The sequence below is a fragment of the Pseudomonas sp. SORT22 genome (assembly GCF_018417635.1).
Taxonomy (GTDB): Bacteria; Pseudomonadota; Gammaproteobacteria; order Pseudomonadales; family Pseudomonadaceae; genus Aquipseudomonas.
In genome coordinates this window covers 2,366,049-2,390,847 of record NZ_CP071007.1, presented here as the reverse complement: position 1 = coordinate 2,390,847, position 24,799 = coordinate 2,366,049, and the positions used below count along the sequence as shown (strand labels likewise).

Genomic DNA, 24,799 nt, shown 5'->3' with positions numbered 1-24,799 from the left:
GTCAGGCGACCAACAGCACGGCACCGCTCACACGGTTTTCTCGCGGGCCACCAGGGTCACCCAGTAGCGGCTGCGCGCCTGTACCGCTACCGGCAGGCTGGCCGCCAGCAGGGCCAGCACCCGATCGGTATCATCCAGGCGGAACGTGCCGGTGACGCGCAGCGTTTCCAGCGCCGGCTCCCAGTGCAGCCAGCCCGGTCGGTAACGCGACAGCTCACGCAAAAACTGCGCCAGCGGCTGGTTGTTGACACTCAGAACGCCATCGCGCCAGTCCGGCTGGTGGGGGTCGAAACGGTCCATGGCGCCACTGCCGTCGGCGGTGATAGTCAGCTGATCGCCGACCTGCAAGGCCAGCGCCGGGCCCTGGCGCGGCTGCACCTGCACTGCGCCCTGGAGCACGGCGATGCGACACTGCTCGGCGTCGCGCCGCAGGCACACCTGGGCCTGGCCGACGCTCACCCGGGCCATGCCAAGGTCAACGTGCAGCGCCTGGGCGCGGCTGACGCTCAGGGCGATTTCGCCCTCGACCAGGGTCAGGCGCTGGTGAGCAAGGTCAAGGTTGACGGCGGTTGCCGTGTTCAACTGCAACAAGCTGCCATCGGCCAGACGCACGCCACGGCGCTCGCCCACAGCGGTGCGCAGGTCGGCGCGCAGGGCCTGCAGCGGCACCTGCTGGCTGAGCAGCCAGCCGGCGGGCAACACCAGCGCCAAAGCCAGGCCACGCTTGAGCAGGGTTCGACGGTTGGCTTCGGGACGGTCGAGGCTGGCCATGGCCAGGGTTGGCGGCACATCCTGGAAACGCTGGCGCAAGCCCTCGGCGCGCTGCCAGATCTGCTCGTGCTGGGCATTGGCCGCGCGCCAGTGCTGCAGACGCTGCAAATCCTCGGCGCTGGCCTGCCCGGAATCGAGCAAGGCCAGCCAGTGCGCGGCGGTGCGCGCCAGTTGCCGGGCTTCGCGGCTGAAGGTGCGGTTCATAGTTCAACCAGCAGGCAATGCTCATAAGCCTGGGCCATGTAGCGTTTGACCGTACGTTCACTGACAGCCAGGCGCTCGGCGATCTGTGCGTAATTCAGGCCTTCAAGCTGCGACCAGAGAAACGCCCGACGCACCGCCGCCGGCAAACCGTCGAGCAGTTCGTCCAGGGCTTGCAGGGTTTCCAGCAGCAACCAACGCTGCTCTGGCGAAGGCATCAGGGCCTCGGGCAGGCTGGCCAGAGCCTCGAGGTAGGCCCGCTCCAGGCTGCGGCGCTTGTGGAAGTTGACCAGCAAACGCTTGCCGACCGTCAGCAGATAGGCCCGTGGCTCGCGTAACTCGCTCAACACCTGAGGGCTGCCCAACACGCGCAGGAAAGTATCCTGGCTAAGGTCGGCGGCATCCCAGCGGTTGCCCAGGCGCTGGTACAGCCAGCGCTCCAGCCAACTGCGATGCTCTCGGTAGAGGCCCTGCAGGGTCTGCTCGGTGGGGCCCGTCGCTTCGCTCATGTCAACGCACCTGGATGGACTAGACTCAAATGAGATTGATTCTAATTAATACCCTGATGCAAACCAAGCGCTATTACATGGCTTTTATCATCTGCCAGCGTTGCCGCACCTCGCGCACGGTGCTGGCCGACACCCCGCGCAGCTCGCGTGGATAGTCCACCTGCGGGTTTTCCTCGAAGCGCGTGGCGCAGAACTGGCCGTTGCTGGCACGCAGGATGTAGCCGCTGTCCTGGCAGTCTGCCGAGGCCAGGTACAACACCCCGGGCACAACCCACTCGGGCTTGAGGTCTTCGGGCTCGCCCTGCTGACCCCACATGCGCGTGCGCGCCACCGGCGAAATCGCGTTGACGGCAATCCCGTGCTCGGCGCCCTCGGCGGCCAGGGCGTTCATGATCCCCAGTTGCGCCATCTTGCCGGCGGCGTAGGCACCCAGGCCGGTTTGCGCATGGCGCAGGTACATGGCCCGGTCCGAGGTCGTGAGCACGATGCGCCCGCTGCCAGACGCCTTGAGCGCCGGCCAGGCGTGCTTGCTCAACCACAGCGGCGCGTGGACGTTGATGGCCAGGGCGCGCTCGATGAATTCGCTGCTGCAGTCTTCGATGTTCTGGTAACCGACCCAGCCGGCGTTATGGATCAGCGCATCGAGGCCGCCGAAGGTGTCGAGCACCTTGCTGATCAACTGTCGGCACGCTTGCTCATCGCCAAGGTCGGCGCTGTGACCAATCACCTGGTGGCCTTCGTTGCGCAACAGTTCGGCGGCGCCCTCGGCAATCGAAGCATCGTGGCCACAACCTTCGCGGTCGGTGCCAAGGTCGCTGATTACCACCTGCGCACCGGTTTGTGCCAGGGCGCGGGCATAGGCCAGGCCCAGGCCACGGGCGCCGCCGGTGATGAGTACGGTTCTGAATGGGGTCACAAGCAGTCTCCTGATGGCCGTTCAGCCTAGCCAGTGAGCGCTGCAAAGTTGAATACTATCGAACAGGGTCGCCGATATCCGTGGGATATCGGCGGCTCCCGGGCACTACTCGCTGCGGCGCGCCAGGCCGGAGACGATGGCAACCATCAGCAAGCTGATACCCCAGCCAACCAGAATTTCGAACCAGATCAGCAGGCGCACGAAATGCTTCCAGCCAAATGATGTGAACTCGTCCCAATACCCTTGCTTGGGTGTCGGCACCAGCGGCGCCCAGTCCGACTCCTGCTGCAGGTCGACCAGGGGCATCAGTACATCCAGGGAATAGGCCAGGGGGCTGAAGCCGGTGTATTCCTCACGCAGGGTTTGGCACAGGTACCAGTTGCCTTCACCACGGTAACTGGCTGGGAGTGGACTGCCTGGATTTAGCTTGCGCCAGGCATCTGCGCGATCAGGCCGACATTCAAGATAACTGTCGCTTTGGAACACTATCGGATTGCTGGGTGCGAACACCCCTTTTTGCAAAGCCGCATACCAGTAGATACCCCCGCAGAACAACCAAATGCAGACAAACCAGATCAACAGCTGCATGGGCCTGTAGCCAAAACCGGTCAGCTTTCCGTAAAGAAAATGCAAGCCTCTACCAAAGCCGGAATACAGGGTGCGGACCCAAGGATACCAGTGTGCCGCAGGTTGGCTGACATGGCCGATTTCTCGTAGTTTCTGTTCGTAGGCAATACCCATTTCCCGCGCTTGCTCGGTATGCCCCATTTCCCCCAGTACTTTCTGCAAATGCCGCCAGGGCTGCGGGCGAAAACTGCTCTCGGCATCCATCACATCCCCAACCCGCCGCAGGGTCGGAACTTGACGACTCAACCAATCAGCCCTGAACACAGGGCAAACAGGTGCTCGTGCAGAAAGGGCTTTATAGACCAGGCCGTTGAGCGCTATGTGTTCCCCCCAGCTATTCTCGTCATCATCCAACTCCCCTACTCTGGCCCCCACGAAAGAGGAACTGCAAAGCTTCCTGGCAATGTTACGCAGTGCCAGAGTGCCTTCTATCTGTGCGCCATCAAGGATCAGCGCTCGCCCTTGCTCTGCGCTCAGGCAAGCCCCCTCGCAATTGAAGTCGCCGGCAATTCTGGAACGGGAGAAGTTTACCGAGCGCCGTGCATCAAACCCTTTCCCCAGGTTGACTGTCCCGGTAATCACCGCACCGGAGGCAATGAGAGAATGCCCCTTGTCACCCTCGAGAACAGCGTCCCTGGCGATCAGGTCACCTTCAATTTGTGCGCTATTGAAGCGGACCAGACCTTTTGCCTTGAACCCGCTGGTGAGCAATGCATTTCCAGTCAATACAAGATTGCTGGCAGTCAGGGCAACGCCTCCATTGCCGTCAAATTCAGCCCCCCTGCAGTTGAATTGCCCGATGATATGCGCGGCAATAAACCGTACCTGTCCCACCATCACGCATCCATCGACCAGAAACACTCCTCCGCGGACGACTATTCCGTCCGCAGACAATGCAGTTCCGTGAGTAGACTTCAAGTGGCCCCTGCAGCTCAGTTGCCCTTCGATACGCGCGCAAACCAGACGGACTGCGCCGTTCGCGGTGAATCCCTCACCGATGGTGATATCGCCTTTGACCTGCAGGCCATCGGCGCCCAGCGCATACCCACCGCGACCGTCCAGCCTGGCCCCGGTGAGCTGGAACTGGCCTTCGATCCTGGCCCCGAGACAACGGATGGTCCCCTTTGCATGAGCAGCCTGTGTCAGAAACAGGCTACCGTTGATGTGCGCAGAGTCCAGGATCAATGCTTCATTGCCCTTGCCGTCAAACTTGGCATTGGAGCAATCCAAGGCACCTTGGGTTTTCATCGAAACGCATCTGACCGTTCCCTTAGAGCGAAACCCTTCGCTGAAGTACACATCCGCATTCACGGCAACCTGATCGAGGACCAGGGCAACCCCGCCCTTGCCATTGAATCGCCCCCCTCGACAGTTGATCTGCCCAGAGACACGCGCCCCTTCAAATGACACGCAGCCACGGCTTTTAAAACCGTCGTCCATTGATAGCGCGCCCCGTACATCCACCCGATCGGCCAGCAAGGCATCAGCGCCATTGCCATTCAGGTCGGCGCCGCTCAAGCAAAAGCCGCCACCGATCTGGGCATCTTCAAGATCGATTCTGTCACTGGAGCGAAACCCGCTCAGATCCAAGGCACCGCGTGTGATGAGTCGGTCTGCCCGCAGGCCCGGGCTTTGACAGTTGGCCAGTACCAGCGTCCCGCAAACCTGGGCGTCGGTGAAATCCGGGGCGTGCTCAAACAAGCAATCCTCCAAATTCAGTGGATACGCCAGCGTAGTTCCGCTCAGATCCAACTGCCCCTCGATGCACACGCCCTCAAGACGAACACCGCGTTCATGAGCCGGTGCAGCAGCATCCCCACCCAACAACAGGAATCTGAGTAGTTCTGCGCGTACGCACTGGCCATCTTCAGCACTGACAGGACGATGCTCGAGAATGCGGACAACCTCACCGTCGCGGCACGCTGCCAATAAAGATTCCTCCGCCGAGTTCAAATCGACGAAATCGCTCAGCGACCTCCCTGTAGCTTTCATCAACCCTCTCTCTGCACCGGCCAAAATAGACAGATGTTAGAGAAACCCTCGCATGCCATCAATATGACACTCTTGCGAGTGAGGCATAATCGCAAACTGCTCTGATTCAAGGACACGCTCCGTGATCGAAACCCGCCTGCTGCGCCAGTTCATCGCCGTGGCCGAGGAGTTGCACTTTCACCGCGCCGCCGAGCGCCTGCACATGGCCCAGCCGCCGCTGAGCCAGGCCATCGCCCGGCTTGAGCAGCGCCTGGGCTTTGCCCTGTTTACCCGACACTCCCGAGGCGTGGCGCTGACGGCCGCCGGCGCGAGCTTTGTGCATACCGCGCGGGCGACTCTGGCAGCCCTGGAGCACGGCATCGTCCAGGCACGCCACGTCGCCGAAGGCATCGCCGGCCAACTGCGTATCGGCAGCCTGGCGCTGGCGGGCTATCCGCTGCTGCTCAAGGCGCTCAAGCAGTTTCGCAGCGACTGGCCCAAGGTACAGCTGGAGCTGCAACAGGGGTCGTCGGCGCAGTTGGTCGAACAGTTGCTCGATGATCAACTGGATATTGCCGTGGTCCGCCAGTTGCCACTGATGAGCGAACGCCTGAGCAGCCGTTTGTTGCTGGAAGAAGAGATCTTGCTGGCACTGCCGAGTGAACATCCGCGCGCTGGCGAAGCGGCTGTCAGCCTGGCGGATTTTGCCGATGAAGATTTTGTCTTCACCCCACAAGCCCTGGGCGCAGGCTATCACCAGCAACTGCTCGACCTGTGCCAAAGCGCGGGTTTTTACCCGCGCATCAGCCAGCAGGCGGCGCAACTGCAAACGCTGATCAACCTGGTCGGTTGCGGCTTCGGCATCGCCCTGGTGCCGGCCGCAGCCGCCCAGGCCAATGCCCAGCCAGGGCTACGCTTTTGCCGCTTGCGCGAGGCCAGCCCGCGCCTGGGGCTGTACCTGATGTGGCGCAGCGACGATCCCTCGCCGCTGCCGGGGCGCTTTATCGCGTTGACTGAAAACGCGGGCACTGACCTTCGAGCCGATAACGCAGGGTAACCAGCTGGCCACTGGAGTCCTCGAAGGTCATCAGCATCGGCGCCGCTTCGCAGCCGCGGGCCATGGGCGTCTGTTCGATCAGACGGGCGACATCCACAGATTTGCCGTAGGTAAAGTCCTGGATAGTGGGGGCAGTCTTGCCGGTTCTTGCTGCATAGGCCTGCACTGCCTGCTCATGGGCAACCAGACGCGCATCCTTTACCTCTGGTGCCGAAGCCTGCGCGCTTTGGCCGGCCAGCAGAACCACTGCGGCCATTACCAAACCTTGCATGCGCTTCATTGGCGGATACCTCGAATGAAGTGAAATGACAACAGGAACAACGGTTTCGAGCTTACGCCGCTAATGGTATTCCAGCTACAAAGTGATACCGAGGGCCTGACGCAATTGCTCACCGCGGCTGTCAGACGCGGCGCTGACCAGGGCATAGTTGTAGTCACCTCGCGACCAGTAGCGGGCCTGCAGCTGGCCGTCGGTGCGTTCACCACTGGGCATGCGCGCGTAGTGCTCACCGGGCGAGCGCAAGAACAGGCTGACCCGCTGGCCCTGGGCGTCCTCGAACAGCAGCAGCGCCGCCGGCCCCTGCTCGTTGCTCAGCAGCCGCGCGCCCACCGGGGTGAAGCCGTAGGCCGAAAGGTCCGGCAGGTTGCCGACATGGGCAAAGTGCTGGCCCAGCCAGGCCTGCAGGCGCGCCGGGTCCTGGGCGCTGAGGTCGAGGGCCTTGGCGTCGGCGAACAACCGATGGGCCTGCACGGCATCAGCCATCGGCGGGTTACTGGCCAGCAGAATCGCCTCGCGCCCTTGCCAGCCGCCCAGGCCGCCGATGCCCAGGGTAACCAGCAGCACCGCAGCACTGGCCCAGCGCCGCTGGCGCCGACGGCGCAGCTCACGGCGTACGTTGGCCGGGTCCAGGCGCGGGTTGGGCGCCTGCCCGGCAAAGCCGGACAGCGCCGCGCGCAACTGGCGGGCATCGTTGCGCCAGGCTTCGACCCGCGCCGCCTGTTCGGGGTTGGCCGCCAGGTACAGCTCCACCGCCCGGCGCCGCTCGCTGTCCAGGCGCTCGTCAACATAGGCGTGTAATTCGTGATCAGACGGGATCAAGCTCATTTCAACCTCCGCAGCGCCGCGGGCGGGGTGTTGCCCTCGGCCAGTTCGCGCATGGCCGCACGGGCGCGCGACAAGCGTGACATCACCGTGCCAATCGGCACATCCAGGGCCAGCGCGGCCTCCTTGTAACTCAGGCCTTCGACGCTGACCAACAACAATAAGGCGCGCTGCTCGGTGGGCAACTGCGCAAACGCCGCCAGGCCCGACTGGGCAACAACGATGTCTTCGGTGTTGCTGCCCGCCTCCTCGCCACGGCCGAACCAGGCCAGCCAGCGCGCCTGGCGGCGTTCGCGGCGTTTGCCGTCGATAAACTGCCGGTACAGGATCGAGAACAACCAGGCGCGCAAGCTGCCCTCTTGCCGCTGTTGCCCGCGGCGGCTCAAGGCGCGCTCGACGGTGGCCTGGACCAGGTCATCGGCACTGCTGGCCTCGCGCGTCAGCCACAGGGCGAAGCGGCGCAGGCGCTGAAGCATTTCGCGCAATTGCTCGTCGTCTAGTTCGTTCATTGCCGCAGTCTTGGCCTGTAGGCGATCAGTGTACGAGGCAGACGCTGGCGGTGAAGAATTATTCCCGGGCGTTGGAATAAATTTCTGCGACCGGCGTCGTACCGGCTCATTCACTGACCCGGATCACCGCCATGAGCACTCCGTTACACGGCCGCCCCCGCGCCCTGCGCCTGGCTGCCATTGGCCTCGGGCTGGCGGCCCTGGCCGCTGGCTTTGCCTACACCGCAGGCTGGATCGGCGCCGAACGCCTGAGCCCCAAGCGCTTTATCGACACCTTCGAAGACCAGGCCGGGCACTATCCCGGCTACCGTAAGAATCACGCCAAGGGCCTGTGCGTCAGCGGCTACTTCCAGAGCAGCGGCGCGGCGGCCAAGCTGTCCACCGCGCGGGCATTCAGCCAGGCCCGGGTGCCGGTGATCGGCCGCTTCGCCATCGGCGGCGCCAACCCCCACAGCGCCGATGCCAGCGTGCCGACCCGTAGCCTGGCGTTGCAATTGAGCAGCGACGATGGCCAACTGTGGCGAACCGGCATGAATACCCCGCCGGTGTTGGCGGTAGGCACGCCCGAAGCCTTCTACCAGCAGGTACTGGCCATGACCCCGGACCCGGCCACCGGCAAACCGGACCCAGCGCGCCTGCAGGCGTTTTTCGCCGCCCACCCGGAAAGCGCCGCCTTTCGCCAATGGGCCAAGGACTACAAAGCTTCGGACAGTTTCGCCAACTCAAGCTACAACAGCATCAATGCCTTTGCCCTGATCGACGCCGCTGGTAGTGCCCGCTTCGTGCGTTGGAGCCTGCTGCCGCAAACGCCGTTCGCCGCATTGCCGGCCCAGGTCGATGATCGCGACTACCTGCAACACGACCTGCGCCAGCGCCTGGGCCTGGGCCCGCTGCGCTGGACCTTGCAACTGACCCTGGCCGAAGCCGGCGATGCCGTCGATGACCCCAGCCAGCCCTGGCCCGCGCAACGGCCCACGGTGAACGCCGGCACCCTGGTGATCGACCAGGTCGATGCCGCGGAGCAAGGCGCCTGTCGCGACCTGAACTTCGACCCGCTGATTCTGCCGAGCGGCATCCGGCCGTCCGCAGACCCGATCCTCGCAGCCCGCTCGGCGGCCTACTCGGAATCCTTCAACCGTCGCGCCCGTGAAGCCGCGCAGCTGGGAGCCCGCCCATGAAACCTGTTGCCTTCCACCCCCTGGCCCGCGCCGTGCACTGGCTGATGGCCGTGCTGATCCTGGCCATGCTGTTTGTGGGCGTGAGCATGGTCAGCGACCTGTCGCCGCGCCATACCTGGTTGATCAGCCTGCACAAGGCCATTGGCCTTGCGCTGTTGCTGCTGGTGATTGTGCGCATCGGCCTGCGCCTGAGCCTGCCGCACCCGCCGCTGCCCGCCGACGTGCCAGCACCGCAGCGCTGGGCGGCCAAGGCTTCGCACCTGTTGTTGTACGGGTTGATGCTGGCGATGCCGCTGCTGGGCTGGGGCATGCAGTCTGCCGGTGGCTACCCGCTGCCGTTGCAACTGCCGGCGCTGCTGCCCCACGACCTGCAGCTGTATGCCCTGCTGCGCCAGGCCCACGCTTGGCTGGCCTATGTGCTGTTTGCCACCGTGCTGGTGCACCTGGGCGCAGCGCTGGTGCACGGGCTGATCCGACGTGATGGCGTGCTGCGCAGCATGTGGCCGGGGCCGTTACCCAAGGATTAATATCTTAATTATTTTTCATTCCTGGCCATTTCCACCCTAAAGAGGTCTATTCAAAAATAAAGATAATATGTTAACAATATAGGCAGAGACACCTGGCACCCGCCACACACAACAACAAGAAAGGTAGCCCTAATGCTTCTGCCCCGTTCGCTGACGGTGAGTGCCGGCCTGTGCGCCGCATTCACCCCCTACCTGGCCCAGGCCGAGTTCATCAAGGACAGCAAGGCCAGCCTTGAGACGCGCAACTTCTATTTCAGCCGCGACTTTCGCCAGAGCGGTGCGCCGCAGAGCCAGGCGCGGGAGTGGGCCCAGGGTTTTATCCTGAAAATGGAGTCGGGTTTTACCGAAGGCACCGTAGGCTTCGGCCTCGATGCCCTGGGTGAGCTGGGGGTCAAGCTCGACTCCAGCCGCGACCGCCGTGGCACCGGCCTGCTGCCCTTTGGCGCCAGCCAGGAGCCGGTCGACGACTACAGCGAGCTGGGCCTGACCGCCAAGCTGCGCGTCAGCAAGACCACCCTCAAGCTCGGCACCCTGCAACCGATGCTGCCGGTGGCGGCGATCAACGACGTACGCCTGCTGCCCTCGACCTACAGCGGCGGCCTGCTGACCTCGCAAGACATCGACGGCCTGACCTTGAACCTCGGTCGCCTGGAAAAGCAGAACCTGCGCGACTCCTCGAGCAACGACGAGATGAGCTATGCCGGGGTCGAAAGCAACCACCTGGACCTGGCCGGCGGCACCTACGCGATCAACCCGCGCCTGGCCGTCAGTTACTACTACGCACAAATGCAGGACATCTACCGCCAGCACTACGCCGGACTGGTCCACGACCTGCCCCTGGCCGAAGGCATCAACCTGCGCAGCGACCTGCGCTACTTCGACACCCGCGAACAGGGCAGCCACAACCTGCGCGCAACCTCACGGGTCGATGGTGGCAAGATCGACAACCGCTTCTTCAACGGCATGCTGACCCTGGGCGTGGGCGCGCACAAGTTCGGCCTCGGTTACCAGAATCTTTCTGGCGACGGCGATTTTGCCTACCCGGGCCTGGACCCTTATTCGGTCAACCTGGTCACCGTCAACGTCTTCACCAAGGCCGAGACCGATGCCTGGCAAGCGCGCTACGACTACAACTTCGCCGCCCTCGGCCTGCCGGGCCTGAGCTTCATGACGCGCTACGTCAACGGCAGCCATATCGAGACCGCCAGTGTCAGCGGCGGCAAGGAATGGGAGCGCGATACCGACATTGCCTACGTGGTGCAAAGCGGGCCGCTGAAGAATGTCAGTGTGCGCCTGCGCAATGCCACCTTCCGCTCCAGCGGCGGCTTGACCACCGATATCGACGAGAACCGCCTGATCGTCGGCTATACCCTGGCCCTCTGGTAAACACGGGTGGCGGCAGTGTGAAAACAACCCTTTATTAGTTTTTTGGGAATGCTTATCATCTGCATCATTTTTTCGGGATGCAGCCAGGATGAGCGCACCGCCGTCACCGCCCAATGCCGAGCTCGGCCAGCTCTACCAGCACCATCACGTGTGGCTGCAACACTGGTTGCGCCGGCGCCTGAGCTGCCCGCAGCGCGCCGCCGACCTGATGCAGGACACCTTCGTGCGCATCCTCGCTTCCTCCGAGGCGCTGGAACTGGTGCGCCTGCTGCGTGAGCCGCGCAATTACCTGGTAACTGTGGCGCGGCGGGTGATGATCGATCATTTCCGCCGTCAGCAACTGGAACGCGCCTACCTCGAAGCCTTGGCCGCGCAGCCGGAAGCCGAGCAGATCTCCACCGAAGAGCAGGTGTTGATTCTGGAAACCCTGCGGGAAATCGACCAACTGCTGGCCGGCTGTGGCGCCAAGGCGCGCAAGGCGTTTCTGATGGCCAACTGGCTGGGCATGACCTACGTGGAAATCGCCGCTGCCTTGGGCGTGTCGCTGACCACGGTGAAAAAATACCTGATCAAGACCACCGAGCGCTGCCTGCTGCTCGCCTTCGATGCCCAGCCATGACTGACCGCGAACGCCAACGCCAGGCCCTCAAAGCCGCCGCCCGCTGGCATGTGCAACTGGCCGCCGGCGATGCCCCGGCCGAACTGCAGCAGGCCTGGCAGGTGTGGCTGGCCAGCGCCGCCGAGCATCGCTGGGCCTGGGCACGGGTCGAGCAGTTGCAAGGGCGCCTGGCCAGTGTGCCGGGGGCGCTGGCCTTCGACACCTTGCAACGCAGCGAAGCCCAGGGCCTGCCCCGGCGCAGTGTGCTCAAAGGCCTGCTGCTGGCCAGCGGCCTTGGCCTTGGTGGCTGGGCCAGCTACCGCAGCCAGCCGGCGCAGCAGTGGCTGGCGGATGAGCACAGCGCCACCGGCGAAATCCGTCACCTGCGCCTCGCCGATGGCAGCCAATTGGTGCTCGACACCGCCAGCGCCGTGGACATCCGCTTCGACGATCAGCAACGCCTGATTCGACTGCGCCACGGGCGGATTTTTCTTACTAGCGGCAAAGACGGCCGCCAGCGCCCGTTGCGGGTGGAAACCGCCGAGGGCCTGGTCGAAGCCCTGGGCACGCGCTTCAGCGTTGATCAGCGCGAGGCCGCCAGCCGGGTCGAAGTGTTCGAGCATGCGGTGCGCATCAACCCGCGCCAGGCCCCGGCACGACGCCTCGAGGCCGGCCAGCGTTGCCAGTTCGACAGCCATGCGGTGCAGGCCGCGCAGGCCGTCGCCAGCAGCGAAGCGGCCTGGACCGGTGGGCACCTGATCGTCGAGGACTGGCGCCTGGGCGAGTTGCTCGACGAACTCGGCCGCTACCGCCCTGGGCTGTTGTCCTACTCCAGCGAGCTTGAAGGGCTACGGGTTTCCGGGACGTTCTCGCTCACCGACAGCGATGCGGCGCTGTCGGCCCTGGCCACTTCGTTCAAGCTCAAGGTGCGTCGTTACAACCGCTTCTGGGTCAGTGTCGACCTGAGTTGAATTTTTTCAGCCAGGGGGTGCCTGTTTTTTTTCGTTCGTCCGCCTCTGTAGGAAATAATCTCATTTGCGAACGAAGAGGATTTCCATGCAACCCCGCTTCCCCCGTGCCCCCCTTCCCCAGTTGATTGGCCGCCATCTGCTGGCTGCCGCCCTGGCCCTGCCCCTGCTGCCCGTCACTGTTGCCCAGGCGGCAGAGAGCGACAGCACCAGCAGCGGCCAGGTCTTTGCCATCGAAGCAGGTTCCCTGAGCCGGGTGCTGGGCAGCTTTGCCGCAGCCGCCGGGGTCAACCTGTCGTATGACGCGCAGTTGACTGCCAGCCTGCACAGCCCGGGCCTGCAGGGCCGCTTCGGGGTGCTCGAAGGCTTGAGCCGGATCCTCACCGGCAGCGGCCTGCAGGCTTATCGCCAGGTCGATGGCAGCTACTCGCTGCGCCCGCTGCCGGCCAGCAACGGTGCGCTGGAGCTGGGTGCAACCACCATTGGCGCCAGCACCTTGCAGGCGCCGATGGAAACCACCGACAGCTTCACCGCGCGCCAGGTCAGTTTCGCCAAGGGCGAGCATTCGCTGCGCGAAACGCCGCAATCGGTGACGGTCATCACCCGCAAGATGATGGATGAGCAGAACCTCACCACCCTCGAACAGGTGATGGAGAAAACCCCGGGGATCACCGTGCACGATTCGCCCATGGGCGGTAAATACTTCTACTCGCGCGGTTTCATGCTCGCCGGCCAGTACCAGTACGACGGTGTGCCGCTGGACCTGGGTGGCAACTACGTGCAGGCCAACAGCTTCGCCAGCGACATGGCCTACTACGACCGCGTCGAAGTGCTGCGCGGCGCCGCCGGCATGCTCAAGGGCTCGGGCAGTTCCGCCGGCGGGGTCAACTTCATTCGCAAACGCGGGCAGGAAAAGGCCGCCACCAGTGTCAGCCTTTCAGCCGGCTCCTGGGACAACTACCGCGCCCAGCTCGATACCGGCGGCCCGCTGAACGAATCCGGCAGCCTGCGCGGCCGCCTGGTGGTCGCCGGCCAGGACCGCCAGTACTTCTACGACATGGGCAAGCGCGACGACCAGGTGGTCTACGGCGCCCTCGACTACGACTTCAACGACGCCACCACCCTGGGCATCGGCGCCGCCTACGAGAAGCTCAATGCCACCCCCTGCTGGCAGGGCCTGCCACGCTACAGCGATGGTTCGGACCTGAAACTGTCGCGTTCCACCTGCCTGGGCGCGACCTGGAACAGCTGGGAAAGCCAGCGGGTCAACCTGTTCGCCGACCTTACCCACCACTTCAACGACCAGTGGCTGCTGAAAGTCGCCGCCATGCACAGCCACAACACCCAGGACATGCAGTACGCCATGACCCTGGGCAGCGTGCCGGTCGGCAGCACTTCGGCCAACAGCCAGCTGTACTCCGGCGTGTTCGACTACGACCAGCACGACTACGGCATGGATGCCTACCTGGACGGCAAATTCACCGCCTGGGGCCTGGAGCACGAGCTGATCGTCGGCGCCAACGCCAGCCGGGCCAAGGGCAGCGACAGCTACGCGCTGATCAACATGACCCAGCTGATGGGCGTGACCATGAACCCCTTCGCCCCCGACCGCGACATTCCCAAGCCGCCAGACAGCCTGTACCAGACGGCCTCCTACCGTGGCGGCCCGCTGCCGGTGGAAAGCGACACCCGGCAGATCGGCACCTATGCAACCTTGCGCCTGAAACTGGCCGAACCCCTGACCCTGGTGCTCGGCAGCCGGGTCAGCTGGTACCGCAGCCAGCGCGACTCCTACACCCAGGCCTGGGACTACTGGCAGCACGACCGCAGCCAGGAAAACGGCCAGGTCACACCGTTCGCCGCACTGATCTACGATCTGGACGAGACCTGGTCGGTGTACGGCAGCTACGCCGACATCTTCCAGCCCCAAGGCACTTACACCGATGCCCAGGGCAGCCCGCTGCAGCCCAAGACCGGCGCCAACTACGAGCTGGGGATCAAGGGCGAATGGCTCGATGGCGGCCTGAACGCGGCGTTCAACCTGTTCCGCACCATCGAGGCGCACCGCGCCGAAGCCGATTACGACTCGGTGTGCGCCGGCTCCTCCGACGGTTACTGCTACAGCGACAAGGGCAAGGTCCGCGCCCAGGGCTTCGAAGCCGAGCTCAGCGGCGAGCTGGCCGAACGCCTGCAGGTGCTGGCCGGCTACACCTACACCGAGCTTGAGTACCTCAAGACCAACAGCACCAGCCAGGACGCCACCTTCACCGCCAGCTACGTACCGCGCCATCTGCTGCGGGTCTGGGCCGACTACCAACTGGACGGCCCGCTGCAACGCTGGAGCCTGGGCGGCGGGGTCAATGCGCAAAGCGACAACCACTACCAGGACCGCGCGGCGAAAACCGAACAGCCCGGCTATGCGATCTGGAACGCGCGCGTGGGTTACAAACTGGACGACAACTGGAGCATTGCCGTCAACGGCAACAACCTGTTCGACAAGCACTACTATTCCAGCGTCGGCGCCCTGGCCTGGGGCAACTTCTATGGTGAGCCGCGCAACTTCATGGTGACCCTGAAGGGCGATTTCTAAAAAGGCAGTTAAACAGTCGGCGGCGATGAATCAAGCGCCCGTCGCCGACTACCGCTCACGCGAACTGATAGCGAAACGGTCGCAGACAATTGAGGAAATCAGGTCGGCATAGCGCGCACGAAAACTGCCCTCCACCCGTAGATACTGCGAATCGTCGCCTTTGTCGACAGTGACATTTAGCGTGCCGTAGGGCAGACGTAAAACGCCACTTTGAATTATCCGAATGTCGTCTACTTTCGCCAGATCAAAAGAGTACGATCCCGAGACCGGAATGCGACGGTGGGGAATGAATATCGAAACAGGCACCCGGGCCTGAAACACCAAGAACACGCCTTCCAAGCCCATGGTCACTGAGAACGCATCGGCAACCAATGCTGTTTCGTTGTAACCCACCCGCCACGTGCCCTTGAACTCATTACCCGAGCGGCTGCCCGCAAGCGATGCGTTGGCCGGCGCGGCCTCGCGTTCTCGGCTGGTGAAGAGAAAATCAGGACATTCAAACGTTGATTTCCCATCGATCAACACGCTGGAAAAACGTCCAGCATAAAAACCAATCAATGCCTGGTCCGTCAACTTTACATCGACCGTCAACATGCCCTGCTCGATGGGCACTTGGGCGCCGCCCATCCAGATACTAACGTCCGAGCCTCGATGCAAATTGAACTGGTAATGTCCCGCGTTTGGAATACAGACAAACGGGATGCTGATCATGACCGTTTGCAATCCCCCCCCGGCGATCAAAAAGACCCCCTTGAAACCATAGAGAAACTCGAAGGTCTGGGCCCGAATTTCATATGTCTCATCCCAGATATGCAGTGAAGCCTGTAAATAGGAAGTACTCTGCGGAGCAGGAGGTTGCATCTCAAGTTCGGTTGCCGAAGCAATTGCTGCGTACTCTGAGTCTTTCATCACGTAATCCTCTGAGTGCCGGGCCAGGTGGCTGACAGCGTCAGGGTAGGTCTGGTGAAACTCATCAGTAAACTGGCAAAAATGCCAGGTCCATGGTTGTCGAAGCAAAAGTGCGAGAGTACATAACGAGCTGCAAATAATTATTATTTGCAGCCTTACTGTTTTGCCAAGGGCTTTCCTACGGCACAATACCCAGTATGTTCACCTGCCCTGGATAGCCCATGACCACCGCAACGGACCCTGCCGTGCTCGACCATAGCGAGCGCTCCCCCTTTGACCTGCGCCCGCTGCTGGCGGCGAACATGGCCTGCACCATGGCGATGATGGCGTTCGTCTCGTTGATCGGCCCGATTGCCCGCACTCTCGGCCTGGCCACCTGGCAAGCCGGCGCGGCGGTAACGGTTGCCGGGGTGATCTGGATGCTCCTGGCCCGCCCCTGGGGCCGTGCCAGTGATCGCCTGGGGCGGCGCAAGGTGTTGCTGCTCGGCACCGCGGGTTTCACCGTCGCCTACTGGGCGTTGTGCCTGTTCATCGATACCGCCTTGCACCTGCTGCCCAGCGCCGCCCTGGCCTTTGCCGGGCTGGTGCTGGGCCGCGGCCTGATCGGCGCTTTTTACGCGGCGTTGCCGGTCGGTGGCGCGGCGCTGATCGCCGACAATATCGAACCCCGGCACCGCGCCCGGGCCATGGCTTCGCTGGGGGCGGCCAACGCTTTCGGCCTGGTCATCGGCCCGGCCCTGGCGGCGGTGCTGGCGCGCTTCAGCCTGAGCCTGCCGTTCTATGTAATGGCGGTGCTGCCGATGCTGGCGTTTGTGCTGCTGCTCAAGCTCAAGCGCCAGGAACTGCACCTCAAACAGCCGCCACGCCCGGTGCGCCTGGCCGACCCGCGCCTGCGCCGGCCACTGCTGGTGGCCTTCGTGGCGATGCTCAGCGTGTCGGTGGCGCAGATCACCGTCGGTTTCTTCGCCCTCGACCGCCTGGGCATGGCCCCGGCCGATGCTGCGCAAACCGCTGGCGTCGCCCTGACCATGGTCGGCGTGGCGTTGATTCTGGCGCAGATCCTGGTGCGCAAGCTCGAATGGCCACCGCTGCGGATGATCCGCGTCGGCGCCAGCATCGCCGCCGCAGGCTTTGCCGCCAGCGCCCTGGCCACCAGCGCCGTGGGCCTGTGGGCGTGCTTCTTTTTCTCGGCCTGCGGCATGGGCTGGGTGTTCCCGGCGTTTTCGGCGCTGGCGGCCAACGCCATGGACGCCTCCGAGCAAGGCGCCACGGCCGGTTCCATCGGCGCCGTGCAGGGCCTGGGAGTGGTCATCGGGCCGCTGGCCGGGACCCTGATCTACGCCGTCGATCCGCGCCTGCCGTACCTGATTGTTGCGGCGCTGCTGTTGTTGGTCGGGCTGTGGCCGCAGCCGAAAAAGCCCGCCTAACAGGTGGGCCGCTAAAGCCGGTTCGAATGTGTTTTAATGCCTCGCCCAAAATTTTTGACACATAAGGCGGCTATGGACACGGGGACACGACTCAAACTGGTGCGTGAACGCAACAAACTCTCCCAACGGGAGCTGGCTCGGCGCAGTGGCCTGACCAACTCGACGATCTCGCAGATCGAGCAGAATCGCGTCAGCCCTTCGGTCAGTTCCCTGAAAAAGCTGCTTGAAGGCATTCCGATGTCGTTGGCGGAGTTCTTCAGTTTTGACGAGCCGATCCGCGAAGAACGCTTTGTGTTCCGCTCGACCGAACAGCCCGACCTGGGCAACAGCGGCCTGCGCATGCTGCTGGTCGGGGCCAGTGTCGAAGGCCGGCAAATGCGCATGTTGCGCGAGCTGTACGCGCCGGGCGCCGACTCCGGCGAGCCGATCGTGCACGCCGAGGGCGAAGAGTGCGGCCTGGTGACCCGTGGCACCATCGAATTGCGGGTCGATGGCCAGGTCAGCATCCTCAACTCCGGTGACGGCTACTACTTCCCCACCACCCTGCCCCACAGCTTCAAGAATATCGGCCAGGATGAGGCCGAGATCATCAGCGCCAACACCCCGGCGAACTTCTGATGGTGCGATCGCGGGTCTTGCCCGCTCCTACAGGACCTGTGTAGGAGCGGGCTTGCCCCGCGATGAACCTTGCTGCTACATCCAGCCTAGCCACTGCCACCAGGTCGCGGCAAACACCAGCATCAGCCCATAACCGATCAGGGTGACGATGATCCCCACCCGGGCGAACTGTTTGGCGGTGAAGGTCTCGGTGCCCAGGCAGACCATGTTCTGCGGCGCGTTGATCGGCAAGATAAAGCCGTAGCTGACCACAAAGCCCAGGGCCATGGTCATGCCCAGGCGGCTGAAGTCCCCCGGCAAGGTCTGCAACACCGCAATCAAAATCGGCAGCAGCGCCGAGGTCAGGGCGGTGGCGCTGGCAAAGCCCAGGTGAATCAGAATCAAAAAGGCCGCAAGGATCGAGAACACCCCCAGGGTACCCAGTTGATCCAGCCCGGTATGGGCCACCACTTGCGCGCCCAGCCATTGCCCGGCCTGGGTGGTAAGCAAGGTAGTACCCAGGCTGATGCCCACCCCGAAGACAATCACCGTGCCCCAGGGAATGCGCGCCTGCACATCTTTCCAGGTCATCACCCCTACCCGTGGCAGCAGCAGGATCACCAGCCCGGCATAGGTGGTCGAAGTGGTGTCAAAGTGATGCAGCTTGCCCTCGGTGGCCCAGGCCAGCAGCAGCAACAGCGACACGCCCAACAGACGTTTCTGCGCGCCGCTCATCGGCCCGAGCTCGGCCAGGGTCTTGCTTACTGCCGCCTTGCCACCCGGAATCGCATCGCTTTCGGGCGGCAGCATTTTCAGCACCAGGACGATCAGCACCACCGACATGATCACTGCCCACGGCGCGCCAGCGATCAGCCAGTCGATCCACGACACCCGCGCACCGAGCATCTTGTCCATGAAGCCGACGGTCAGCAGGTTCTGCGCCGCGGCAGTCTGGATGCCGATGTTCCAGATGCTGGTGCCCTGAGCGACGATGATCATGATCCCGGCAGCGATGTTCGAGCGTTTGTCGACACCAAAGGCAGCGATCACCCCCATCATGATCGGCACCACGCAGGCACTGCGCGCGGTGGCGCTGGGCACCACCAGGCTGAGCAGCACGGTGACGGCCACCGCCCCCAGAAGGATGCGCCGGGTGCTGACGCCGATGCTCGACAAGGTCACCAGGGCGATACGCCGGTCCAGCCCGGTGTGGGTCATGGCCGCGGCGATGAACAAGGCACCGACTACCAGGGCCAGGGCACTGTTGGAAAAACCGGTCAGGGCCAGGGTGATGGCGGCCGAGGAGCCGTAGATCACCGAAGGGTCGGCCACCGTCGGCGCCGTGCCGAGCAAAAAGGCCATCAGCGAGGTAATCATGATCGCGCTGGCTTCGTACGACACCGCTTCGCTGATCCACACCACCACGGCAAAAGCCAGAATCGCCAGCACCCGGTGGCCGGCCACTGGCAGGTCGGCGGGCATCGGCAGCAACAGCACCCCGACCAGCGCTGCGATACCGACCAGCAGGCCAATCGGCACGCGGGCTCTGGCGGTTTGTGAGACAGGCACATTGGCCGGCGAATTCATCGGTAACTCCCTTTAGAACATGTGCGGCCATGATCGCGCAGATCGCTTTTGCGCAGACTGATACGCATCAATGCCCCGAATTCGAGGCATTGTCCGACAAGATGTAGTGCCTTGAAAAAAACACTACAAAACCTGTTGACGCCGTTCGTCGCCCCTTGCATGATGAGGTCGTCTCCCCGATCGGGGGTACTGGCAAGGGTGTTCCAGGCAGCTCGACAGATCCATGAGCTGTGTGCGGATGGGTACTGCCCAAAAGGCAGCGTGTAGAAGCCCCCAGTTGTGACGCTGCTGTAGCAGCTTTCATTTAACGCTACATGTTATGCGCCAAGTGCGAACAAACAACGAATGATCAAGGGGGCTTTATGATGAATCTGAACAATCAACCGACTGTTGAAGAACTGGCCCGGCTGTTCGCCGCGCGCAAGGACACTCTCGACAGCCACATCCTCTGGGTTTGCAAAACCGGTGAAGTTCACCTGGACAGCCTGGAAACCATGAGCGACGAAGCCGAGTTCGAAGAACGCAAGCCGAACATGCGTGCCCGCCTGAAGATGTACCGTCGCGGCCAGGGCTACGTTGGCAAAAAGGCCGCCGCCGACACTCAATATGTCGGCCGGGTTCTGCAGACCCTGCAAAGCGAGTGGGCTGCGCTGCAGAACAAGCCTGGCGTCGCGGTGATCGACCGTCTCTGCTAAGGGTCGCTGGGGTGCGGCATTGCCCCAGCCACGCTTGAGCCCAATCCACGCGGATTGGGCTTTTTTATTTATGGCGGTACAGGGCTAGAATGCCCCCCTTTGCGCCAAGAGCCCGCTTATGACCCAGCCAGCTTTCGGAACCGGTGACACCTCCTACCAGGCCGCCGGAGGCATCGACGGCCTGCGCCGCCTGGTCGATGACTTCTACCGCTTGATGGATGAAAACCCCGAGGCACGGACCGTGCGCCAGATGCATCCGCAAAGCCTGGAAGCTTCGCGCGACAAGCTGGCGTGTTTTCTCAGTGGCTGGCTCGGCGGCCCGCGGCTGTTCAGTGAGCGCTATGGCCCGATCGCCATCCCGGCCTTCCATGCCCAATGGCCGATCAATGAAAGCCACAGCGCTATCTGGTTGGGCTGTATGCAACAGGCGATTAACCTGCAGGAGTATTCTGCAGAATTTGCCGAGTACCTGTTGCGCCAACTGCGCGTGCCGGCCGAACGCATCGTCCAGGCCAGCCGCGCCCGTCACCCTCAGGCCTGACGGCGCAGCGGCGCCTTCTCCAGCGGCAAGGCACCGGTGGCCAGCGCCCTGGCGCGGTCAACGCCCCAGACCATGGCGCGGGTCATGGTCTCGCCGGGGCGATTGTCGTGGTACTCCTCGACCAGCGCCTTGCCCTGGCGCGTATAGATGCCGAGGAACAACTGAGTGGCGCCGGTGCGCGACAGCCTCACCTGAACGTCGATACTGGTGCCGTCGCTGAGCTGTTCGTCATGGCTGCGGCTGTGCAGTTGTGCGTCAGCCCAGTTCCAGTAGGTCTCTTCCCTGATACGCATCGAATGGCTCCTGTATTGATAGCGGCATTAGTAAGGCACACAACCCGGCATCAGGCGAGCGCCAGCCGCGCAACCTTTGCGCAAGGTCAAACAATGCAAAAAAAAGGTTCTTCACGGAATCCCGGGTTGGGATGTTGAGGCTGCGAGTTTATCCATTCAGTGTGGGGCTGCTGCTGGCCCCTTCCGCCTTTACGGCGGCCTACTTTTCTCTTGGGAAGAAGTAGGCAAAACCGCTTGCTCCTACATACGGCCCTACGCTGCGCTCCGGGTCCCCTCGCTACGGCACCTTCCGGGGCATCGCGGCCTACGACTTGCTTTGCAAGTCTACATCTCGCGTCTTCGGCTGCCGCCGAAGGTGCTGCGCACCGCCCCTACAGGCACCTACGCTCGGCCTCCTGAAGTCGCTTTTCGCGGCGCCTGGAAGTACGTGCATGAACATCAAGATCAAGACCAAACAAGTTGGTGCTCGTTTTATCAGCGGGCTTGTCCCGCCCCTGCGTCAGCATGGCTTCGCCAACATCTGCTTTCGTAGATGCGTCAGTGCAGGCGCCGCCCGTAACTTCGCGACTTCAGGAGGCTGAGCGTAGGTGTCTGGAGGGGGCTGGTGCGTAGCACCCTTCGGCGGCAGCCGAAGTCGCGAGACGTAGACTTGGCGAAGCAAGTCGTAGGCCGCGATGCCCCTGGAAGGCACCGTAGCGAAGGAACCCGGAGCGCAGCGTAGGGCCGTATGCTGGAGCGAGCGGTTTTGGTTCCTTTTGCCAAGAACAAAAGGGACCCGCCGTAAGGGCGGAAGGGGCCAACAGCGGCGCCACACCGAATGGATAAGCCCGCAACCCAACCCAAGAATCATAGCCCCCGGGATTCCGTGAAGAACCAAAAAAAACCCCGCCGTTGGGCGGGGTGGTGGTCGATTCGTTTACTTCTTCGCTGGCAAGCGCGGGGTGAACTTACCCTTCTTGCTGCGCTGTAGCGCGTTCAGGCGCACCTGCGCATCATCCAGCGTCATGTTGGCAAAGCCCAGGCGATAGCCGCTCTGGCCACAGCGCACCACACTGTTGATGGGAAATTCGTCGCCCTGGTCCTCAATGTAGGATTCAATCATGCCCCAGTCTCCCTCCGATGGCGGACCAGTACCGGCAAGCAGATGATTGCCCAGAAAAGTACTGACCCTGGTGACTCTGAGACTAGCCGGTCATTTGTGGACCGCACGGGCAAGGACAAAAAAGCCCGACCAATGGCCGGGCTGTTTTGTCGCACCCCTGGCGTTTACCTGAGCTTCACTGCGGTACCGGTAACGAACACCACGACCATGCCGCCACGGGCCGAGGGCATGCTGATTTCATAGTCCAGGCCGACCACCGCATCGGCCTGCAGGCTGCGCGCGCGGGCGCGGATTTCGTCGGTGGCCTGGATGCGCGCTTCTTTCAACGCACTTTCCAGGGTTTGCGAACGGCCACCGAAAAAGTCGCGGAAACTGGCGAACATATCGCGAACCACGTTGATACCCTGAACCGACTCGGCGCTGACCACATCCAGATAGGCGGAAATTTCCCGGCCTTCGATGGTCCCTGTGGTGGTAATGATCATGCTGCTCTCCTTCGGCCTTGCCTGTCAGCCGCCCGCAATTGAGCGGGCGGAAAAAGCGCGATGGTAACAAAACCGTCGGCCGCTGCGTGGCCATTTATACAAGCAATTGGTTGTGTAATACATGCCAACCACCTAGACTCCCCTTCCATTGCCGCCTTACTTGCGAAGGAGTCGCCGATGAACACCGCCCACCCTCAGCCCGCGTCATGGGCCGAACTGCTCCACGGGCGCAATGCCCTGCGCTCGATCGCCCTGGCCGGCGGCGTCGCCCTGCATGCAATCAACGTCTATATCGTCACCACCATCCTGCCCACAGTGATCGCGGATATCGGCGGCCTGGCCTTTTATGCCTGGAGCACCACGCTGTTTGTCGCCACCTCGATCATCGGCTCGACCCTCTCGGCGCAATTGATCGAGCGCCTGGGCGCGCGGGCGGCATTTCTCCTGGCCCTGGCGGTGTTCAGCCTGGGCTCGGTGATCTGCGCCGCCGCGCCGAGCATGCCGGTGCTGCTGATCGGTCGCAGCGTCCAGGGCCTGGGCGGCGGTATCCTGTTCGCCCTGAGCTATGCCCTGATCCGCTTGATCTTCGATGAGCGCCTGTGGCCCCGGGCCATGGCCATGGTCTCGGGCATGTGGGGCGTGGCCACCCTGTGCGGGCCGGCGGTAGGCGGTATCTTTGCCCAGGGCGGCCACTGGCGCTGGGCGTTCTGGTCGCTGCTGCCAGTGGCGGCGCTGCTGGCGCTGATCGTCATCAACCAGTTGCACGGCAAGGTGGCTGCCAGCACCCGGGCCACTCGCCCACCCTATGGCCTGATTGCTTGCCTGGTCGCCTCGGTGCTGGCGATTTCTGCCGCCAGCCTGGCCCAGCAACTGCTGTGGAACCTGCTCGGGATTGGCGCGGGCCTGGCCATCGCAGTGCTCATCGCCCGCCTCGACCACCAGCCCGAGCGCCGCTTGCTGCCTTCTGGTGCTTATTCCCTGGGCACCTCACTGGGCAAGTTGTATGCGGTGATGTGCCTGTTGATTGCGGCAGTGACCACGGAAATTTTCGTCCCCTACTTCCTCCAGGCCATTCACGGCCTCAGCCCGCTGGCCGCCGGCTACATGACCGCGGCCATGGCGGCGGGCTGGACCCTGGCCGCGCTGTGCAGCGCCAGCCGCACCGGTGAGGCCGCCGAGCGCATGATCCGCGTCGGCCCGGGCATCGTCCTTGCGGCCCTGCTGGGGCTGGCGTTGATGACCGGCCAGCAGGCCTGGCTGGGCAGCACTGGCGGCCTGGCCGTGTATTGCCTGGCGCTGGCCGGCGTGGGCCTGGGGATCGGCCTGGGCTGGCCGCACCTGCTGACCAAGGTGCTCAGCGCCGCGCCACCCGGTGAAGAAAACCTGACCTCGGCATCGATCACCACCGTGCAGCTCTACGCCACGGCGCTGGCGGCAGCCCTGGCCGGGGTGGTCAGCAACAGTGCCGGGCTGGTCGAGCCGGGCGGCGTCGCTGGCGCGCAACAGGCCGCGACCTGGCTGTTCGCGGTGTTTGCCATCGCGCCACTGCTGACCTGGCTGTTGGTCTGGCGCCTAACTGGCACTGCACCCAAGGTCATGGCCCGATGAGCCTCAGCAACCTCGATAGCGCCTCAAGCGCCGAGCGCATCCTGTTCTTGCTCAAGACCCGCGGCGCGTTGAAAACCACCGACCTGGCCAGCCTGCTGCAGATCAGCTTCGAGGCCACGCGCCAGCACCTGCAGAAGCTGCAGGCCGCCGGGCAAATCAATGGCATCAGTGTCCCGAGCACTGGCGCCGGGCGGCCTTCGCAAAAGTGGATGTTGACCGACGCCGCCCAGCGGCGCTTTCCCGACACCCACAGTGTGCTGACCCTGCAACTGATCGACAGCGTCGAACAGGTGTTCGGCCCCGAGGGGGTCGACCAGCTCATCAGCCGCATGGAAGCCAGCAGCCGCGCCGAATACCAGCAGGCCTGCAACCAGGCCCAGGGGCTGGAAGACAAAGTGCGGGTGCTGGTGCAACTGCGTGAGCGGGCCGGCTACATGGCCCAGATGCAGGCCTGCGGCGACGGCTGGCTGATCATCGAAAACCACTGCCCGATCTGCGTGGCCGCCAGCCGCTGCCAGGGGTTTTGCCGCTCGGAGCTGCAGGTGTTCCAGGCCGCGCTCGGTGAGCAGGCGCAGGTGGAGCGCTGCGAACACCTGCTGAGCGGTGATCGGCGTTGTGTCTACCGGGTTATGCCGGCGTAATCAC

The 24,799-nt window shown here is 63.4% G+C and carries 26 protein-coding genes; 14 read left to right on the top strand and 12 right to left on the bottom strand.

The window, feature by feature from the left end; all coding sequences use genetic code 11:
- Positions 1 to 27: 27 nt before the first annotated feature.
- The 4 genes from JYG36_RS11140 to JYG36_RS26600 form a co-directional block, all read right to left on the bottom strand.
- On the bottom strand, positions 28 to 975 hold the full coding sequence (locus JYG36_RS11140) for a FecR domain-containing protein (RefSeq protein ID WP_213603950.1): 948 nt from the start codon (positions 973 to 975) through the stop codon (positions 28 to 30).
- Positions 972 to 1,481 carry a sigma-70 family RNA polymerase sigma factor gene (locus JYG36_RS11135; RefSeq protein WP_213603948.1) on the bottom strand — a complete coding sequence of 170 codons (510 nt, stop codon included), beginning with the start codon at positions 1,479 to 1,481 and terminating at the stop codon, positions 972 to 974. Before JYG36_RS11135 ends, JYG36_RS11140 begins: the two co-directional genes overlap by 4 nt.
- A gap of 73 nt (positions 1,482 to 1,554) precedes the next feature.
- Entirely contained in the window at positions 1,555 to 2,397 is an 843-nt protein-coding gene (locus JYG36_RS11130) for an SDR family NAD(P)-dependent oxidoreductase (RefSeq protein WP_249744422.1), read from the bottom strand.
- 105 nt (positions 2,398 to 2,502) lie between these two features.
- The gene (locus JYG36_RS26600) at positions 2,503 to 5,016 is read right to left on the bottom strand and encodes a hypothetical protein (RefSeq protein ID WP_052676469.1); all 2,514 of its coding nucleotides are present in this window, start codon (positions 5,014 to 5,016) and stop codon (positions 2,503 to 2,505) included.
- A 121-nt stretch (positions 5,017 to 5,137) separates the two neighbouring features.
- Here JYG36_RS26600 and JYG36_RS11120 point away from each other — a divergent pair, with 121 nt between their 5' ends.
- The gene (locus JYG36_RS11120; protein WP_093381361.1) at positions 5,138 to 6,052 is read left to right on the top strand and encodes a LysR substrate-binding domain-containing protein; all 915 of its coding nucleotides are present in this window, start codon (positions 5,138 to 5,140) and stop codon (positions 6,050 to 6,052) included.
- Here JYG36_RS11120 and JYG36_RS11115 read toward each other — a convergent pair.
- The 3 genes from JYG36_RS11115 to JYG36_RS11105 form a co-directional block, all read right to left on the bottom strand.
- Positions 5,997 to 6,308 carry a DUF2790 domain-containing protein gene (locus tag JYG36_RS11115; RefSeq protein ID WP_213603946.1) on the bottom strand — a complete coding sequence of 104 codons (312 nt, stop codon included), beginning with the start codon at positions 6,306 to 6,308 and terminating at the stop codon, positions 5,997 to 5,999. The two genes, JYG36_RS11120 and JYG36_RS11115, sit on opposite strands and share 56 nt — an antisense overlap.
- Before the next feature lie 99 nt (positions 6,309 to 6,407).
- A complete protein-coding gene (locus JYG36_RS11110; protein ID WP_213603944.1) occupies positions 6,408 to 7,157 on the bottom strand; it encodes an anti-sigma factor family protein in 750 nt (249 codons plus the stop codon).
- Entirely contained in the window at positions 7,154 to 7,663 is a 510-nt protein-coding gene (locus JYG36_RS11105; RefSeq protein ID WP_093381355.1) for a sigma-70 family RNA polymerase sigma factor, read from the bottom strand. The genes JYG36_RS11110 and JYG36_RS11105 overlap by 4 nt, the downstream gene beginning before the upstream one ends.
- 131 nt (positions 7,664 to 7,794) lie before the next feature.
- Here JYG36_RS11105 and JYG36_RS11100 point away from each other — a divergent pair, with 131 nt between their 5' ends.
- The 6 genes from JYG36_RS11100 (at position 7,795) to JYG36_RS11075 (ending at position 14,910) form a co-directional block, all read left to right on the top strand.
- Complete coding sequence (locus tag JYG36_RS11100; RefSeq protein WP_213603942.1) at positions 7,795 to 8,841, top strand: catalase family peroxidase; 1,047 nt, start codon at positions 7,795 to 7,797, stop codon at positions 8,839 to 8,841.
- A complete protein-coding gene (locus JYG36_RS11095) occupies positions 8,838 to 9,368 on the top strand; it encodes a cytochrome b (RefSeq protein ID WP_045194240.1) in 531 nt (176 codons plus the stop codon). Before JYG36_RS11100 ends, JYG36_RS11095 begins: the two co-directional genes overlap by 4 nt.
- Positions 9,369 to 9,500: 132 nt before the next feature.
- Complete coding sequence (locus JYG36_RS11090; protein ID WP_093381349.1) at positions 9,501 to 10,754, top strand: OprD family porin; 1,254 nt, start codon at positions 9,501 to 9,503, stop codon at positions 10,752 to 10,754.
- An 88-nt stretch (positions 10,755 to 10,842) separates the two neighbouring features.
- Positions 10,843 to 11,373, top strand: a complete 531-nt coding sequence (locus JYG36_RS11085) for a sigma-70 family RNA polymerase sigma factor (RefSeq protein ID WP_045194244.1) — start codon at positions 10,843 to 10,845, stop codon at positions 11,371 to 11,373.
- Positions 11,370 to 12,323: a FecR domain-containing protein gene (locus tag JYG36_RS11080; RefSeq protein ID WP_045194246.1), complete on the top strand. Its 954-nt coding sequence runs from the start codon at positions 11,370 to 11,372 to the stop codon at positions 12,321 to 12,323. The genes JYG36_RS11085 and JYG36_RS11080 overlap by 4 nt, the downstream gene beginning before the upstream one ends.
- A gap of 85 nt (positions 12,324 to 12,408) precedes the next feature.
- Entirely contained in the window at positions 12,409 to 14,910 is a 2,502-nt protein-coding gene (locus JYG36_RS11075) for a TonB-dependent siderophore receptor (protein WP_213603940.1), read from the top strand.
- Between the two features lie 48 nt (positions 14,911 to 14,958).
- Here JYG36_RS11075 and JYG36_RS11070 read toward each other — a convergent pair whose 3' ends face one another.
- Positions 14,959 to 15,819, bottom strand: coding sequence for a hypothetical protein (locus JYG36_RS11070; protein ID WP_093381341.1), 861 nt, complete (start codon positions 15,817 to 15,819; stop codon positions 14,959 to 14,961).
- 221 nt (positions 15,820 to 16,040) lie between these two features.
- Between JYG36_RS11070 and JYG36_RS11065 the strand changes: the two genes are divergently transcribed.
- On the top strand, positions 16,041 to 17,246 hold the full coding sequence (locus JYG36_RS11065; RefSeq protein WP_045194250.1) for an MFS transporter: 1,206 nt from the start codon (positions 16,041 to 16,043) through the stop codon (positions 17,244 to 17,246).
- Between the two features lie 72 nt (positions 17,247 to 17,318).
- Positions 17,319 to 17,864: a cupin domain-containing protein gene (locus tag JYG36_RS11060; RefSeq protein ID WP_010226800.1), complete on the top strand. Its 546-nt coding sequence runs from the start codon at positions 17,319 to 17,321 to the stop codon at positions 17,862 to 17,864.
- Between the two features lie 75 nt (positions 17,865 to 17,939).
- Here the strand turns inward: JYG36_RS11060 and JYG36_RS11055 are convergent, their stop codons facing one another.
- Positions 17,940 to 19,430, bottom strand: coding sequence for a DASS family sodium-coupled anion symporter (locus JYG36_RS11055; RefSeq protein ID WP_093381336.1), 1,491 nt, complete (start codon positions 19,428 to 19,430; stop codon positions 17,940 to 17,942).
- A gap of 362 nt (positions 19,431 to 19,792) precedes the next feature.
- Here JYG36_RS11055 and JYG36_RS11050 point away from each other — a divergent pair, with 362 nt between their 5' ends.
- On the top strand, positions 19,793 to 20,125 hold the full coding sequence (locus JYG36_RS11050) for a hypothetical protein (protein ID WP_283817199.1): 333 nt from the start codon (positions 19,793 to 19,795) through the stop codon (positions 20,123 to 20,125).
- Between the two features lie 118 nt (positions 20,126 to 20,243).
- A complete protein-coding gene (locus tag JYG36_RS11045; protein WP_213603938.1) occupies positions 20,244 to 20,666 on the top strand; it encodes a group II truncated hemoglobin in 423 nt (140 codons plus the stop codon).
- Here JYG36_RS11045 and JYG36_RS11040 read toward each other — a convergent pair.
- Positions 20,657 to 20,959, bottom strand: coding sequence for a hypothetical protein (locus JYG36_RS11040; protein WP_045194260.1), 303 nt, complete (start codon positions 20,957 to 20,959; stop codon positions 20,657 to 20,659). The genes JYG36_RS11045 and JYG36_RS11040 overlap by 10 nt on opposite strands.
- A gap of 431 nt (positions 20,960 to 21,390) precedes the next feature.
- On the opposite strand from JYG36_RS11040, the gene JYG36_RS11035 reads away from it, so the two are divergent.
- Entirely contained in the window at positions 21,391 to 21,540 is a 150-nt protein-coding gene (locus JYG36_RS11035; protein ID WP_213603422.1) for a hypothetical protein, read from the top strand.
- 335 nt (positions 21,541 to 21,875) lie between these two features.
- Here the strand turns inward: JYG36_RS11035 and JYG36_RS11030 are convergent, their stop codons facing one another.
- Positions 21,876 to 22,061, bottom strand: a complete 186-nt coding sequence (locus JYG36_RS11030) for a hypothetical protein (protein ID WP_045194262.1) — start codon at positions 22,059 to 22,061, stop codon at positions 21,876 to 21,878.
- A gap of 164 nt (positions 22,062 to 22,225) precedes the next feature.
- Positions 22,226 to 22,546, bottom strand: a complete 321-nt coding sequence (locus tag JYG36_RS11025) for a YbjQ family protein (RefSeq protein WP_045194264.1) — start codon at positions 22,544 to 22,546, stop codon at positions 22,226 to 22,228.
- A gap of 177 nt (positions 22,547 to 22,723) precedes the next feature.
- Here JYG36_RS11025 and JYG36_RS11020 point away from each other — a divergent pair, with 177 nt between their 5' ends.
- Entirely contained in the window at positions 22,724 to 24,154 is a 1,431-nt protein-coding gene (locus tag JYG36_RS11020; protein ID WP_213603936.1) for an MFS transporter, read from the top strand.
- On the top strand, positions 24,151 to 24,795 hold the full coding sequence (locus tag JYG36_RS11015) for a helix-turn-helix transcriptional regulator (RefSeq protein WP_045194267.1): 645 nt from the start codon (positions 24,151 to 24,153) through the stop codon (positions 24,793 to 24,795). Before JYG36_RS11020 ends, JYG36_RS11015 begins: the two co-directional genes overlap by 4 nt.
- Positions 24,796 to 24,799: the final 4 nt, after the last annotated feature.